This window comes from Pseudomonas sp. GW821-FHT09E04 (assembly GCF_059416185.1).
Genome location: NZ_JBWKOR010000006.1, coordinates 298,634 through 311,779, shown reverse-complemented (window position 1 = coordinate 311,779; position 13,146 = coordinate 298,634). Strand labels below are relative to the sequence as shown.

Below are 13,146 nucleotides of genomic sequence, written 5' to 3'. Positions count from 1 at the left end.
GTTTCATTTATTTTCAGGGCTTCATTTCGTCGCGGCGTGCAGGTTGCGCTTTATGTTTGCGAGCGTAGCCCCGAGAATGCCCACCATAAGGGCGCCAGGCGCCACAGAACCGATCCCGCAGGAATGTTATGAAACTCGATAAAAAGCAGGCCATCGCCCGTCGCAACCAGGAACTGGGCGGTGCCGTGCTCGGCACCAACAACTGCCACTTCGCCGAACTTAACCGCAACCGTAACATCTGGTGGTTCGATCTGCCGGTGTCGCGTCTGGCCATCGGCCAATACGAGTGGATTCACCTGTTGATGCACACCCCGGCCACCGACGAGCTGCTGCACCTGAAAGTGCCGACCGTGTTTCTGCGCGAGAAGCTCGAAGGCCTGGTGATCCGCAACGAAGGCAAGCGCAAGGCTGCCCTGAGCCTGGAACTGAGCGCCGACAAGGACTCGTACCTGCAGGACATGCGCCCGGCAGGCACCAACGTGAACTTCGCGCCGTTCCGTCAGTAAGCGATTCCTGCACCAACAAAAAGCCCCGCATCTGCGGGGCTTTTTATTTTATGCGGCGTTCTTCGCCTTGATCTTCTTCAGCTCTTCGTCGCGCAACTCGCGACGCAGGATCTTGCCGACATTGGTGGTCGGCAGCGCATCGCGGAATTCCACCGAACGCGGCACCTTGTAGCCGGTGACGTTGGCGCGCATGTGCTCCATCACCGTTTCCTTGGTCAGCGTGACGCCTGGCTTGGCGACGATAAAGATCTTGATCGCCTCGCCCGACTTCTCGTCCGGAATACCGATGGCCGCGCACTGCAACACGCCCGGCAGGGTCGCCAACACGTCTTCCAGTTCGTTCGGGTACACGTTGAAACCGGAGACCAGGATCATGTCTTTCTTGCGATCGACAATGCGCATGTAACCGTCCGGCTGAATCAGCGCGATGTCACCGGTCTTCAGCCAGCCTTCGCTGTCGAGCATCTCGTCGGTGGCTTCCTGACGCTGCCAGTAGCCCTTCATCACTTGCGGGCCCTTGACGCACAGCTCGCCGATTTCACCCAGCGGCTGCTCGACGCCGGCATCGTCGATGACTTTGCACAGGGTCGACGGCACTGGAATGCCGATGGTGCCGATCTGGATGTTCTGGATCGGGTTGACCGTAGCCACCGGGCTGGTTTCGGTCATGCCGTAACCTTCGCAGATCGGGCAACCGGTGACCGCTTTCCAGCGCTCGGCGGCGGCCAGTTGCAACGCCATGCCACCGGACAGGGTGACTTTCAGCGCCGAGAAATCCAGCTTGCGGAAACCTTCGTTGTTGCACAGGGCCACGAACAGCGTATTGAGGCCGACGAAACCGCTGAACTTCCACTTCGACAGTTCCTTGACCATCGCCGGCAGGTCGCGCGGGTTGCTGATCAGGATGTTGTGGTTGCCGATCAGCATCATCGCCATGCAATGAAAGGTGAACGCATAGATGTGGTACAGCGGCAGCGGGGTGATCAGGATCTCGCAACCTTCATTGAGGTTGGAGCCCATCAGCGCCTTGCACTGCAACATGTTGGCGACGAGGTTGCGATGGGTGAGCATCGCGCCCTTGGCCACGCCGGTGGTGCCGCCGGTGTATTGCAGCACCGCGACATCGCCGCTGTCCGGGTTGGCTTCGGCGACCGGCTGACCCTGGCCCTTGCTCAGCACGTCGTTGAACTTGACGGCTTTTGGCAGGTGATAGGCCGGCACCATTTTCTTCACGTACTTGATGACGCTGTTGATCAGCAGACGCTTGATCGGCGGCAGCAGGTCGGCGACTTCGGTGACGATGACGTGTTTGACGCCGGTTTTCGGCACCACGGCTTCGGCCAGGTGCGCCATATTGGCCAGGCACACCAGCGCCTTGGCACCGGAGTCATTGAACTGGTGTTCCATTTCCCGCGCGGTGTACAGCGGGTTGGTGTTGACCACGATCAGCCCGGCACGGATGGCACCGAAGACGGCGACCGGGTACTGCAACACGTTGGGCAGTTGCACGGCGATTCGATCACCGGGCTGCAAATCGGTATGCTGTTGCAGATAAGCGGCAAACGCACCGGACAATTCGTACAGTTCACCGTAGGTGATGGTCTTGCCCAGGTTGCTGAACGCCGGTTTGTCGGCGAAGCGTTGGCAGGATTGCTTCAACACTGCCTGAATATTCGGGTACTCGTCTGGATTGATGTCGGCAGCAATTCCAGCGGGGTACTTATCCTTCCAAAAGTCTTCGATCATGGAAGCCCACTCCTCAGCAACGCGAATTCAGCACCGCATTTGATGCGATTATTATTGGTGTTTGTTTATTGGTGAGTCTGGCTTTTTACAAGGCCGAGAAGTCACAAAGCGCGCCGAGAGTAGCAGCTTTGCCAAGGGTCGACTAGAGCCAAAAGCGGCCCCTACAGTCATTATCATGACTCAAGAACTACTGGCAGTCATTTTAGAGCAAAAATCCTATAACTCTCTAAAAGCCCCGGAATTCCGGGACAAAAAGCAAAAGATCGCAGCCTTCAGCGGCTTCAAGGAAGCCACCAGAGGCTGCGATCTTCAGGCCTCAACGCGAATGCGTCAGGCGCAGTCATTCGGCGATCAGGCGATATCGCGCAACTCACGCCGCAGAATCTTCCCGACAGGCGTCATCGGCAACGACTCACGCAGCACGATGTGTTTGGGCACCTTGTACGCGGTGAAATTCTCTTTGCAGTAGGCCTTCAGTTCTTCCAGGCTCACGCCGGTTTCCCGCGCCACAACAAACAACTTCACCGCTTCCCCGGAGCGTTCGTCCGGCACACCGATCACCGCGCAGTTGGCGACTTTCGGGTGGGCCATCACCACGTCTTCGATCTCGTTCGGGTACACGTTGAAACCGGAGACGATGATCATGTCCTTCTTGCGGTCGACGATGCGCACGAAACCGTCCGGGTCGATCACCGCGATGTCACCAGACTTGAACCAGCCCTCGGCATCCAGCACCTCGGCGGTGGCCTCGGGTTTCTGCCAGTAGCCCTTCATGATCTGCGGGCCCTTGATGCACAGTTCGCCGCGCTCGCCCAAAGGCTGTTCGACGCCGTCGTCATTGATGACTTTCAACCGGGTGCCCGGCACCGGCAGCCCGACCGTGCCGATTCGTGAAAGATCGCCGTAAGGGTTGGTGCAGGCCACCGGCGAGGTTTCGGTCAGGCCGTAGCCTTCGGTGATGCGGCAACCGGTGATCTGCTCCCAGCGCTCGGCGGTGGCCTTGACCAGCGCAGTACCGCCGGAGTTGGTCAGTTTGAGCGTGGAGAAATCCAGGGTCTTGAAGTCCGGATGATCCATCAGCGCGACGAACAGCGTGTTAAGCCCCAGCAACGCCGAGAACTTCCAGTTCTTCAGCTCCTTGATGAAGCCGCCGATGTCTCGCGGATTGGTGATCAGCACGTTGTGGTTGCCCGACACCATCATGCACATGCAATTCGCGGTGAAGGCATAGATGTGGTACAGTGGCAGCGGCGCGATCATCACTTCCTGACCTTCGCGCAGCAGTGGCTGGCCATCGCTGCCGAACTGGGCGAGACAGGCGCGAACCTGCTGCATGTTGGCCACCAGATTGCCGTGGGTGAGCATCGCGCCCTTGGCCAGGCCGGTGGTGCCGCCGGTGTATTGCAGGACGGCGATGTCGTCCAGGCCGACCTTCAGCGGCTTGATGCCCAGGCCCCGACCCATGCGCAACGCGCTCTTGAAGGAAATCGCCTGGGGCAGCGAGTACGCCGGGACCATTTTCTTCACTTTGCTGACCACGGTGTTGACCAGCCAGCCCTTGGCGGTGGGCATCAGGTCGCCCATCTTCGCTTCGATCAGGTACTGGATGTCGGTGTCCGGCAGCACTTCCTGGACCTTCTGGCCGAACATGTTCAGGTACACCAGCGCCCGGGCACCGGAATCCTTGAACTGGTGACGCATCTCCCGCGCGGTGTACAGCGGGTTGGTGTTGACCACGATCAGCCCGGCACGCAGCGCGCCGAACACGGCAATCGGATAATGCAGGACGTTGGGCATCTGCACCGCGATGCGATCCCCCGGCACCAGATCGGTGTGGGCTTGCAGGTAACCGGCGAACGCGGCGCTGTAGCGCTCGAGTTCGGCGTAGGTCAGGGTCACGCCCATGTTGCTGAACGCCGGGCGATCAGCGAATTTCTTGCAGGAACGCTCGAACACCTCGATCACCGACTTGAATTCACCCACGTCGATGTCCAGGGGTACGCCCGCCGGGCGTTTGTCATTCCAGAAATCAGGTTGCATTGTTCTTGTCCTCTTTACCTGAGCCGATCCGGGGCCGCTTCGCTGTCATTTTTCTCTTGTCCTTGAAAAAGCCGAAAGCAAAAAGCGGGGCTCCACGGACACTAGCAGCTATGGTCATTCAGGCAAATATGGGCGACGTCCTCATTGATCGTGTGAATCTTCCAGCCGTGGCGTGAGCTGATCGGACGCGCTATACAATGCAACCTCTGCTGGCCCCTGCAGCAAAAGCATGCAGCAAAAGGAATAGCCATGATCCACGACACTTTCTGGCTGGACGCGAGTGACCGCAGCCGCCTCTTCATCAACCAGTGGCTGCCGAACGCACCGCTGAAGGCGGTGATTCTGCTGGCCCACGGCATGGCCGAGCACAGCGGTCGTTATGCGCGACTGGCAGAATCGTTCTGCGCCGAAGGTTACGGTGTGTATGCGCCCGATCTGCGCGGCCATGGCAAAACGGCCGATCAAGGGACGCTCGGGCATTTCGCCGACGACGATGGCTGGTGCAAGGTGGTCGGCGACCTGGCCAGCCTCAACCAGCACATCGGCCAGCGTCATAGCGACGTACCGATCGTGCTGCTCGGGCACAGCATGGGCAGCTACATCGCGCAGGCTTATTTACTGCATCACAGCGCCAGCCTGCACGGCGCGATTCTCAGCGGCTCGAATTTCCAGCCGGTTGCGCTGTACCGCGCAGCCCGGCAGATCGCCCGGTTCGAAAAGCTGCGCCAGGGCGCCAAGGGCCGCAGCGCGCTGATCGAGTGGCTGTCGTTCGGCTCGTTCAACAATAAATTCAAACCGGTGCGCACTGCGTTTGACTGGCTGAGTCGCGACCCGGCCGAAGTCGACAAGTACGCCACCGATCCGCTGTGCGGCTTTCGCTGCACCAATCAGTTGTGGATCGACCTGCTCGGCGGGTTGCAGCAAATCAGCAAAGCGTCCAATCTCGCCCAGATCGACCCGGGCCTGCCGCTGCTGGTGATTGGCGGCGAATGTGATCCGGTGAGCGAAGGCAAGCGTCTGACTGATCTGGCCAATGCCTTGCGCTCGGCCGGCAGCCAGAACCTGCAACTGAAGATCTACCCGCAGGCGCGGCACGAATTGTTCAACGAGACCAACCGCGACGAAGTGACCGCCGATGTGCTGGCCTGGATCGACCAGGCGCTCAGCCATCGCCGCCCTCACCGCAGCGAATAATTTTTTTTTGGATTCATTTAATCCGTCACAGGAATTCAGACTCATGACCCAGGTTACCAACACCCCTTACGAAGCGCTCGAAGTCGGCCAGACCGCCAGCTACAGCAAGCACGTCGAAGAGCGTGACATCCAGCTGTTCGCCGCGATGTCCGGCGACCACAACCCGGTGCACCTGGACGCCGAGTTTGCCGCCGCCAGCATGTTCAAGGAACGCATCGCCCACGGCATGTTCAGCGGCGCGCTGATCAGTGCGGCCGTGGCGTGCGAGCTGCCAGGGCCTGGCACCATTTATATCGGCCAGCAGATGAGCTTCCAGAAGCCGGTGAAGATCGGCGACACCCTGACCGTGCGCCTGGAAATCCTCGAGAAACTGCCAAAATTCCGCGTGCGCATTGCCACTCGCGTATTCAACCAGCGCGATGAATTGGTCGTGGACGGTGAAGCCGAGATTCTGGCTCCACGTAAACAACAGACCGTTACCCTGCCGACCTTGCCGGCGATCAGCATCGGCTGATCAATCTCGGTTAAATCCGGACACAAAAAAACGCCAGACTAGCTGGCGTTTTTTCTTGGCCCCGAACGCTTAAGAGCGTGCGCGAGCCTGGTTACGCAGGGCTTTCACTTGATCGTGATTGCGTTGCACGCCGTGGTACTGGCGTTCGACCAGATCACGGATGCCCACCAGGTTGTGCTTGTTGATCTTCTCGATCGCTTCACGATAGGCCTTCAGGGCATGGTCTTCACCGCGCTCGGCTTCGTTGAGCACCGCTTCTTCGTCCTTGCCGGTAAACACGGCTTTGACGTCGACCCAGCGACGATGCAGATCGCCGCTGACGCTGGTGGAAGTTTCCGGATCGCCACCCATTGAACGCACGGTCGCCTGCAATTCGGCGGCAGCCGTAGCGCAGTCGGCGGAGCGTTTCACGAACAGGGTTTTCAGTTCAGGGTGTTTGATGTCTTCTGCACAGGTCTTGAACCCTTCCTGACCGTCCTTGCTGGTTTCAATCAGGTCGTTGAGGACGGAGATGGCTTCTTTATTGAGGTCAGTCATTTTTCAATTCCTTGCGTTCGGTGGAAGGTGCAAGGAGTGTTGCAGTGGCCGTGCCAGTTTTTTCTATTGAATTTATTCTTTTATTTTCAACAAGTTACTCATAAAGACGAAATCTGTATGCCTGTTATTTGCATGATCTGTCATTTGGCCTGCATGCAGAATGCCTGTATTTTCCAGACTGTTTTGAACTCAGACGATCCGTGCAATGAATCCCGAAAAACTCGAACTGCTGATTACCCGCGAAATGCCCTTCGGCAAATACAAGGGACGGATCATCGCCGACCTCCCCGGCCCGTACCTGAACTGGTTCGCCCGGGAAGGTTTCCCCCACGGCGAACTCGGCGGCCTGTTGGCGCTGATGCAGGAAATCGATCACAACGGCCTGTCGGAGCTGCTTGAACCGCTGCGCGCCAAACATGGCAAACCCGCCCCGCGCCACTGAGGCGCATCCTGATCCGAGTCGACCATGCCCGATAACACCCGCCGCGCCCGAGACGAAGCCTTCTGGCAAACCTTCGCCGACCGTTACGACCGCCACCCCGGCCCCGTGAACCTGGAAAACGGCTACTTCGGACGCATGTCGCGCACCGTGGTCGAGGACTACCAGCGCCACATCGAGCTGATCAACAACAGCAACTCGATCTACGTGCGCCAACGCTTTGAACAGCACGACAGCCTCGACATCCGCGCGCAACTGGCCGAGTTGATCGGCGTGCGTGCGCAAAGCATCGCCTTCACTCAGAACGCCACCGCTGGCCTGCAGTCGCTGATCCGCAACTACAACCGTCTCGAACCTGGCGATCAGGTGCTGATCTGCGATCTGGAATACGACACGGTCAAGGGCGCCATGCGTTGGCTGGCCCGCCATCGCGGGGTCGAGGTGATCGAGATCGAGCACACGCACCCGGCCAGCTTCGACAGCCTGCTGGCGACCTACCGCGAAGCCTTCACTCGCTATCCGAAGCTCAAGCTGATGGCACTGACCCACGTCACCCACCGCACCGGACTGGTGATGCCGGTGCAGGCCATCGCCTCGCTGGCCAAGGAACATGGCGTCGATATCATCCTCGATGGCGCCCATGCCCTCGGCCAGATCGAGTTCGATCTGGAAGCGCTGGGCATCGCCTTCGCCGGGTACAACCTGCACAAATGGATCGGCTCGCCGCTGACCCTGGGCTTTCTGTATATCGCCCCGCAACGCCTGGCCGACATCGACCCGGACATGGGCGAGATGCATTTCCCGCTCAACGACATCCGCTCGCGCACACCCCACAGCACGCCGAACATTCCGGCGCTGATGACCCTGCCGCTGGTGTTCGAGGAACACCGCTCACTCGGTGGCGCGGCGGCCAAGGGCGCACGGGTCAATTACCTGCGCAACCTGTGGGTCAGCGCCGTGCGCAATCTGCCGGGCATCGAAGTCACGACCCCGGACGATCCACGTCTGTATTGCGGCATCACCTCGATGCGTTTTACCCGGCATGCCGACCAGCAGGCGATGGTCGAACGCCTGCTCAACGACTACAACCTGTTCACCGTCGTGCGCAACGGCGCAGCCTGCGGGCCGTGCATCCGCATCACGCCGTCGTTGACCACGACGGCGGCGGAGATCCAGTCGCTGGTTCTGGCGCTGAATGAACTGCGTTAAACCGTGTACTTGTCGAAGTCCTCGGGCTTGATCTGCGACGACACCGCAAAGGTGTCGATGCCGATCGTGAGGTGGCCGAAGTAACCGTCCTCGTGGGAGTCGCGGCCGATCGGCCACACGGTCAGGGTCGAGGCCTCCCCACCCATGTTGGCGTAATAGACATCGTTGGCATTGCACACAGGCTCCGAGCCGCGCCCGCGATACGCCTTGGCGTTGAGCACCCCGCGAGAAACCACCTCGGGGAAGTACAGCTGTCCGACCCAGGCCACATTGCGCTCGTCCAGGTATTCGTTGCCGGCGACGATGCGCACCGCCACGTGAATGTGCAAGGCACGTCCGGCATAAAACCCCGGATAGATCGTGGTGAAGCGCACCCTGCCCTTGTGATCGCTGAACTGACCGCCGCGCAGGTAGGTATCGTCGTCGGTTCGCGGGATTGAACCGATGTCTTCGACATCGACCTCCTGGTCCGGGTTGACCCGACTCCAGCCGGAATAGGCGCCCCGTGCGTTGCAGTGCCAGATATCCACCAGTGCACCGCTGACCGGTTCGGCGGTCATCGCATCGACAATGGTCAGGCGCAGCAGCAAAGGCAGTCCCTCGGCGCCTTCACTGATGTTGCGGCGCAGCAGTTTGGGATTGCGAAAATACGGCCCGGCGACTTGCTCGGGGGCCAGTTGATAAACCGATGGCGCTGAAGGCTGGTTATCCATGACGCGTTCTCTCTTCCATAAGATGAACGCAGGTTAGCGCCACACACCAAGCCAGGTGCGGTAACTATGTATCTCCAGATAACGTATCTCGAGATAACGAAGGTTTTTTGCGGGCAAAAAAAAACGGTGCACCGACCAAGCGCACCGTTAAAGCCGTAGAACACACAACGAAGTGTCAGGAAAAAACTATTTCAGAAACATCAGTCCAGCAGTGCCAGAGCCTCGGCGGTGCATTCCTGAATGCGCGCCCAGTCGCCGTTCTTGATCCACTCAGGATCCAGCATCCAGCTACCGCCCACGCACATGACGTTTTTCAGCGCCATGTAGCTCTTGATGTTGGCCGGGCCGACGCCGCCAGTCGGGCAGAATTTCACTTCGCCGAACGGGCCGCCGAGAGCCTTGATGGCTGCGACGCCGCCGCTGACTTCAGCCGGGAACAGCTTGAAGCGGCGATAACCCAGGCCATAGCCTTCCATGATGCCGGAGGCGTTGCTGATGCCCGGCAGCAGCGGGATCGGGCTTTCGACGCTGGCTTCCAGCAGGTCACGGGTGATGCCCGGGGTGACGATGAATTGCGAACCGGCCGCTTCGGCCGCGGCCAGCATGTTGCGGTCGAGCACGGTGCCGGCGCCGGTCACCAGCTCCGGGCGCTGTTCGCGCAGGATCTGGATCGCCTTGAGGCCGAACTGCGAACGCAGGGTCACTTCCAGCGCGGTCAGACCACCGGCGGCCAGGGCGTCGGCCAGCGGCAACACGTCCTGTTCACGGGCGATGGTGATCACCGGCAGGATCCGCGCCTTGGCGCAGAGGCTGTCGATCAGGGCAACTTTGTCCGCCATGGAAACGGTCGGGGATGGGGTTGTCATAGCGGCTGTTCCTTGGCTCATGGGCACCAGTAAATCTCTAACGTAGGTTGCAGAAACGCGCGAACCGGCATGGCGGCGACGTCGTTGGATGCCAGTGCGGCATTCAGGGTGGTCAGTTTCGACTGACCGGAAATCGACAGAATCTTGTGCCGCGCCGAGGCCAGCAGCGCCCGGCTCATGGTCAGGCGTTGACGCGGCACGCTTGGCGCCAGCATCGGCCAGCAGCGACGGGTGCCATCGGCTTGCAGGGCTTCAGTCAGGTTCGGGCTGTCCGGGAACAACGACGCGGTGTGACCGTCATCGCCCATGCCCAACACCAGCACGTCGATGGGCGGCAACTCGGCGAGCAACCGATCGGCCTGCTCCGCAGCCTGCTCGACGTTGGCCGCCGCGCTGTAAAGGCTGAGGAACTGCGCCTTGGCCGCCGGGCCCTTGAGCAGATACTGCTTGAGCAGACCGGCGTTGCTGTCGGCGTGTTCGACCGGCACCCAGCGCTCGTCGGCCAGGGTCACGACGACCTTCGACCAGTCCAGCGCCTGCTTGGCCAGGTGCTGGAAAAACGCCACGGGGCTGCGACCGCCGGACACCACCAGCACAGCGTTGCCGCGCGCTGCCAATGCATCGCTCAACTGCTTGGCGACATTCAGCGCCAGACCTTCGGCGAGCAACACCGGGCTCTTGAATTCGTGGGCATTTACGCCCGCGGGCAGTTTCACATCAGATATCGCCATACCACGACCTCCCGTCCCGCGTGATCAATGCAATGGAGCTCATCGGCCCCCACGACCCGGCCGCATACGGCTTGGGCGCGTCACCGGATTTTTTCCACCCGGCGATCAACTGGTCACACCACTTCCACGCGGCTTCGATTTCATCTTTACGGACAAACAGGTTCTGATTGCCGTTCATCACTTCCAGCAACAACCGCTCGTAGGCGTCGGGGATCCGCGCGCTGCGCCAGGTGTCGGAGAAATTCAGTTGCAACGGGCCGCTGCGCAGCTGCATGCCCTTGTCCAGGCCTTGATCCTTGGTCATCACACGCAGGGAAATGCCTTCGTCCGGTTGCAGACGGATGATCAGTTTGTTGCTGATCTGCAGGCGCTGCTCCGGGGCGAAGATGTAGTGCGACGGTTCCTTGAAGTGGATGACGATCTGCGACAGTTTCTGCGGCATGCGCTTGCCGGTGCGCAGGTAGAACGGCACGCCGGCCCAGCGCCAGTTGCGGATATCGGCACGCAGGGCGACGAAGGTTTCGGTGTCGCTCTGGGTGTTGGAATTCGGTTCTTCGAGGTAACCCGGTACGGATTTGCCTTCGCTGTGGCCGGCAATGTACTGGCCGCGCACCACTTGAGTGGTCAGGCCTTCCGGGCTGATCGGCGCCAGCGCCTTGAGCACTTTCACTTTTTCGTCACGGATGCTGTCGGCGGACAGGTCGGCCGGCGGGTCCATGGCGATCAGGCAAAGCAGTTGCAGCAGGTGGTTCTGGATCATGTCGCGCAGCTGGCCGGCCTTGTCGAAATAGCCCCAGCGGCCTTCGATGCCGACCTTCTCGGCCACGGTGATTTCCACGTGGGAGATGTAATGCTGGTTCCATTGGGTTTCGAACAGACTGTTGGCGAAACGCAGGGCGATCAGGTTTTGTACCGTCTCTTTGCCCAGGTAGTGGTCGATGCGGTAGGTGCGGTTCTCCGGGAAGAACTGCGCCACGGCGTCGTTGACCTTGCGCGAGGATTCCAGGTCCGAGCCGATCGGCTTTTCCAGCACCACGCGGGTGTTTTCGGCCAGACCGACTTTCGCCAGGTTCTCGCAGATCGCGCCGTACACCGCCGCCGGGGTGGCGAAGTAGGCAATCATGCGTTGTTTGGTGCCCGCCAGTTCGGCCAGCGCCGCGTAATCTTCAGCCTTCAGGAAGTCGACGTGCAGGTAGGTCAGGCGCGCCAGAAAGCGCTCGGCCACGGCCTCGTCCAGTTCCTTGCCCACGTAGCGGCGCAGTTCGGCGGCAATAAATGCCATGTGCTGCTGTTCGGTGCCTTCTTCACGGGCCAGCGCGATAATACGCGTGTCCTCGTGCAGCAGGCCGGCGCCATCCAGGTGATAAAGGGCAGGAAACAGCTTGCGCAGGGCCAGATCGCCCAAGGCGCCGAACAAGGCGAAGGTGCACGGTTCAACCGTAATCGAAGGCATGATGTTTGTTCTTTTATCAAGTTAAGCTACAAATACCTTTTTTCAAGGCATCACTCAAGGGAAAATGTAGTAATAACCACAACATTTTCGCAAAATACAGATTCCGAGTGGTGGTCGGTCGGAGCCATCAGTAGGATAGGCCACCGTCACGGGCCACATCAAAGGCCCAATTTGCATAGCCGCGCGCTTATCGGCGCCGGTGAATCTAGGAATTCTTATGGACCGCGTGCGAAATTTACTGGAACAAATCCAGAGTCGCCTTGAAGAGCTGAACAAGGCCGAACGCAAAGTCGCCGAAGTGATCCTGCTCAACCCACAGCAGGCCACCCGCTTCAGTATCGCCGCCCTCGCCCAGGCGGCGTCGGTCAGTGAACCGACGGTCAACCGTTTCTGCCGTTCGTTCGGTGTCAGCGGCTACCCCGAACTCAAGCTGCAACTGGCCCAGAGCCTGGCCAGCGGCGCGGCGTATGTCAGCCGTGCAGTGGAAGCTGATGACAATCCTGAAGCCTACACACAGAAAATTTTCGGCAGCGCCATCGCCTCGCTCGACAGCGCCTGCCAGGCGCTGGACCCGAACCTGATCAGCCGCGCCGTCGACCTGTTGATCCAGGCCCGACAGATCCACTTCTTCGGCCTCGGCGCCTCGGCCCCGGTGGCTTTGGATGCGCAGCACAAATTCTTCCGTTTCAACCTGGCGGTGACCGCCCACGCCGATGTGCTGATGCAACGGATGATTGCGTCGGTGGCGCACACTGGCGAGCTGTTCGTGATCATTTCCTACACCGGGCGCACCCGCGAACTGGTGGAAGTGGCGCGCATCGCCCGGGAGAACGGCGCTTCGGTACTGGGCCTGACCGCCGAGAACTCGCCACTGGCCAAGGCCAGTACGCTTAGCCTGAACATTCCGCTGCCGGAAGACACCGACATCTACATGCCGATGACTTCGCGGATCATTCAGTTGACGGTGCTGGATGTGCTGGCGACGGGGATGACGTTGCGTCGCGGGGTGGATTTCCAGCCGCATCTGCGCAAGATCAAAGAGAGCTTGAATGCGAGCCGGTATCCGGTGGGTGACGAGTTCAACTGAAGATCAAAAGCCCCTCACCCCAGCCCTCTCCCGGAGGGAGAGGGAGCCGACCGAGGTGTCTTGCGTTATACATCGACCTGAAAGATTGGGTCGATTATGGATTCGGTACTG

General features: G+C 60.1%; 13 protein-coding genes. 6 read left to right on the top strand and 7 right to left on the bottom strand.

Annotated elements, in window-relative coordinates; genetic code table 11:
- Nucleotides 1-128 precede the first annotated feature (128 nt).
- On the top strand, nt 129-506 hold the full coding sequence (locus AC07N4_RS23095; protein WP_007951149.1) for a hypothetical protein: 378 nt from the start codon (nt 129-131) through the stop codon (nt 504-506).
- A 48-nt stretch (nt 507-554) separates the two neighbouring features.
- On the opposite strand, the gene fadD1 is transcribed toward AC07N4_RS23095, so the two are convergent.
- Nucleotides 555-2,252, bottom strand: a complete 1,698-nt coding sequence (gene fadD1, locus AC07N4_RS23090) for a long-chain-fatty-acid--CoA ligase FadD1 (protein ID WP_096818229.1) — start codon at nt 2,250-2,252, stop codon at nt 555-557.
- A 351-nt stretch (nt 2,253-2,603) separates the two neighbouring features.
- Nucleotides 2,604-4,292, bottom strand: coding sequence for a long-chain-fatty-acid--CoA ligase FadD2 (gene fadD2, locus AC07N4_RS23085; RefSeq protein WP_493065993.1), 1,689 nt, complete (start codon nt 4,290-4,292; stop codon nt 2,604-2,606).
- 249 nt (nt 4,293-4,541) lie between these two features.
- On the opposite strand from fadD2, the gene AC07N4_RS23080 reads away from it, so the two are divergent.
- Nucleotides 4,542-5,486 carry an alpha/beta hydrolase gene (locus AC07N4_RS23080; RefSeq protein WP_493065994.1) on the top strand — a complete coding sequence of 315 codons (945 nt, stop codon included), beginning with the start codon at nt 4,542-4,544 and terminating at the stop codon, nt 5,484-5,486.
- Between the two features lie 43 nt (nt 5,487-5,529).
- On the top strand, nt 5,530-6,000 hold the full coding sequence (locus tag AC07N4_RS23075) for a MaoC family dehydratase (RefSeq protein WP_044464608.1): 471 nt from the start codon (nt 5,530-5,532) through the stop codon (nt 5,998-6,000).
- A gap of 69 nt (nt 6,001-6,069) precedes the next feature.
- Here AC07N4_RS23075 and AC07N4_RS23070 read toward each other — a convergent pair whose 3' ends face one another.
- A complete protein-coding gene (locus AC07N4_RS23070; RefSeq protein ID WP_096818237.1) occupies nt 6,070-6,537 on the bottom strand; it encodes a PA2169 family four-helix-bundle protein in 468 nt (155 codons plus the stop codon).
- 205 nt (nt 6,538-6,742) lie between these two features.
- Here AC07N4_RS23070 and AC07N4_RS23065 point away from each other — a divergent pair, with 205 nt between their 5' ends.
- On the top strand, nt 6,743-6,979 hold the full coding sequence (locus AC07N4_RS23065; RefSeq protein WP_003213031.1) for a DUF3820 family protein: 237 nt from the start codon (nt 6,743-6,745) through the stop codon (nt 6,977-6,979).
- A gap of 24 nt (nt 6,980-7,003) precedes the next feature.
- On the top strand, nt 7,004-8,185 hold the full coding sequence (locus tag AC07N4_RS23060; RefSeq protein ID WP_493065995.1) for an aminotransferase class V-fold PLP-dependent enzyme: 1,182 nt from the start codon (nt 7,004-7,006) through the stop codon (nt 8,183-8,185).
- On the opposite strand, the gene AC07N4_RS23055 is transcribed toward AC07N4_RS23060, so the two are convergent.
- The 4 genes from AC07N4_RS23055 to zwf form a co-directional block, all read right to left on the bottom strand.
- Nucleotides 8,182-8,898, bottom strand: a complete 717-nt coding sequence (locus AC07N4_RS23055; RefSeq protein ID WP_493065996.1) for an intradiol ring-cleavage dioxygenase — start codon at nt 8,896-8,898, stop codon at nt 8,182-8,184. The genes AC07N4_RS23060 and AC07N4_RS23055 overlap by 4 nt on opposite strands.
- Before the next feature lie 200 nt (nt 8,899-9,098).
- Complete coding sequence (locus tag AC07N4_RS23050) at nt 9,099-9,764, bottom strand: bifunctional 4-hydroxy-2-oxoglutarate aldolase/2-dehydro-3-deoxy-phosphogluconate aldolase (RefSeq protein ID WP_011335602.1); 666 nt, start codon at nt 9,762-9,764, stop codon at nt 9,099-9,101.
- A gap of 17 nt (nt 9,765-9,781) precedes the next feature.
- Nucleotides 9,782-10,495 carry a 6-phosphogluconolactonase gene (pgl, locus tag AC07N4_RS23045; protein ID WP_096818242.1) on the bottom strand — a complete coding sequence of 238 codons (714 nt, stop codon included), beginning with the start codon at nt 10,493-10,495 and terminating at the stop codon, nt 9,782-9,784.
- Nucleotides 10,482-11,948, bottom strand: coding sequence for a glucose-6-phosphate dehydrogenase (gene zwf / locus AC07N4_RS23040; RefSeq protein ID WP_085709658.1), 1,467 nt, complete (start codon nt 11,946-11,948; stop codon nt 10,482-10,484). The genes pgl and zwf overlap by 14 nt, the downstream gene beginning before the upstream one ends.
- Nucleotides 11,949-12,174: 226 nt before the next feature.
- Here zwf and AC07N4_RS23035 point away from each other — a divergent pair, with 226 nt between their 5' ends.
- On the top strand, nt 12,175-13,035 hold the full coding sequence (locus AC07N4_RS23035) for a MurR/RpiR family transcriptional regulator (protein WP_169842436.1): 861 nt from the start codon (nt 12,175-12,177) through the stop codon (nt 13,033-13,035).
- The last annotated feature ends 111 nt before the right edge of the window (nt 13,036-13,146 follow it).

Coding starts and splice junctions, on each gene's coding strand:
- AC07N4_RS23095 (WP_007951149.1), top strand. CDS start 129: ATGAAACTCGATAAAAAGCAGGCCATCGCCCGTCGCAACCAGGAACTG.
- fadD1 (WP_096818229.1), bottom strand. CDS start 2,252: ATGATCGAAGACTTTTGGAAGGATAAGTACCCCGCTGGAATTGCTGCC.
- fadD2 (WP_493065993.1), bottom strand. CDS start 4,292: ATGCAACCTGATTTCTGGAATGACAAACGCCCGGCGGGCGTACCCCTG.
- AC07N4_RS23080 (WP_493065994.1), top strand. CDS start 4,542: ATGATCCACGACACTTTCTGGCTGGACGCGAGTGACCGCAGCCGCCTC.
- AC07N4_RS23075 (WP_044464608.1), top strand. CDS start 5,530: ATGACCCAGGTTACCAACACCCCTTACGAAGCGCTCGAAGTCGGCCAG.
- AC07N4_RS23070 (WP_096818237.1), bottom strand. CDS start 6,537: ATGACTGACCTCAATAAAGAAGCCATCTCCGTCCTCAACGACCTGATT.
- AC07N4_RS23065 (WP_003213031.1), top strand. CDS start 6,743: ATGAATCCCGAAAAACTCGAACTGCTGATTACCCGCGAAATGCCCTTC.
- AC07N4_RS23060 (WP_493065995.1), top strand. CDS start 7,004: ATGCCCGATAACACCCGCCGCGCCCGAGACGAAGCCTTCTGGCAAACC.
- AC07N4_RS23055 (WP_493065996.1), bottom strand. CDS start 8,898: ATGGATAACCAGCCTTCAGCGCCATCGGTTTATCAACTGGCCCCCGAG.
- AC07N4_RS23050 (WP_011335602.1), bottom strand. CDS start 9,764: ATGACAACCCCATCCCCGACCGTTTCCATGGCGGACAAAGTTGCCCTG.
- pgl (WP_096818242.1), bottom strand. CDS start 10,495: ATGGCGATATCTGATGTGAAACTGCCCGCGGGCGTAAATGCCCACGAA.
- zwf (WP_085709658.1), bottom strand. CDS start 11,948: ATGCCTTCGATTACGGTTGAACCGTGCACCTTCGCCTTGTTCGGCGCC.